The sequence below is a fragment of the Stenotrophomonas sp. GbtcB23 genome (assembly GCF_019091045.1).
In the GTDB taxonomy this organism is placed as follows: domain Bacteria; phylum Pseudomonadota; class Gammaproteobacteria; order Xanthomonadales; family Xanthomonadaceae; genus Stenotrophomonas; species Stenotrophomonas rhizophila_A.
Window position 1 is genome coordinate 1 of the sequence record NZ_JAGXKC010000728.1, and the last position, 232, is coordinate 232.

1 protein-coding gene is annotated in these 232 nt (G+C 81.0%); it reads right to left on the minus strand.

Annotated elements, in window-relative coordinates; all coding sequences use genetic code 11:
- The coding region (locus KVS69_RS20730; RefSeq protein WP_217540230.1) for a hypothetical protein at positions 1–232 on the minus strand (232 nt) is incomplete at both ends.

Genomic DNA, 232 nt, shown 5'->3' on the forward strand with positions numbered 1-232 from the left:
GCGCGGGCGCCGATGCCGGCGGCTGCGGCGCGGTGGCTGCGGTCGAGCCCGCCGGCCGGGGCTGCGAGGCGGCGGCCGCTTCTGCCTGGGCGCTCGCAGCGGCGGCGGCCGCGCTGCCTGCAGCCGCCGGCTCGCCGCCACCACTTTCCTGGGGTGTTCCGCTGCCCCGGGATTCCACCTGGATGCGGCCGCCCTCACCCCCCTGCTCCGGCTGCACCGGCGGGGGGATCCG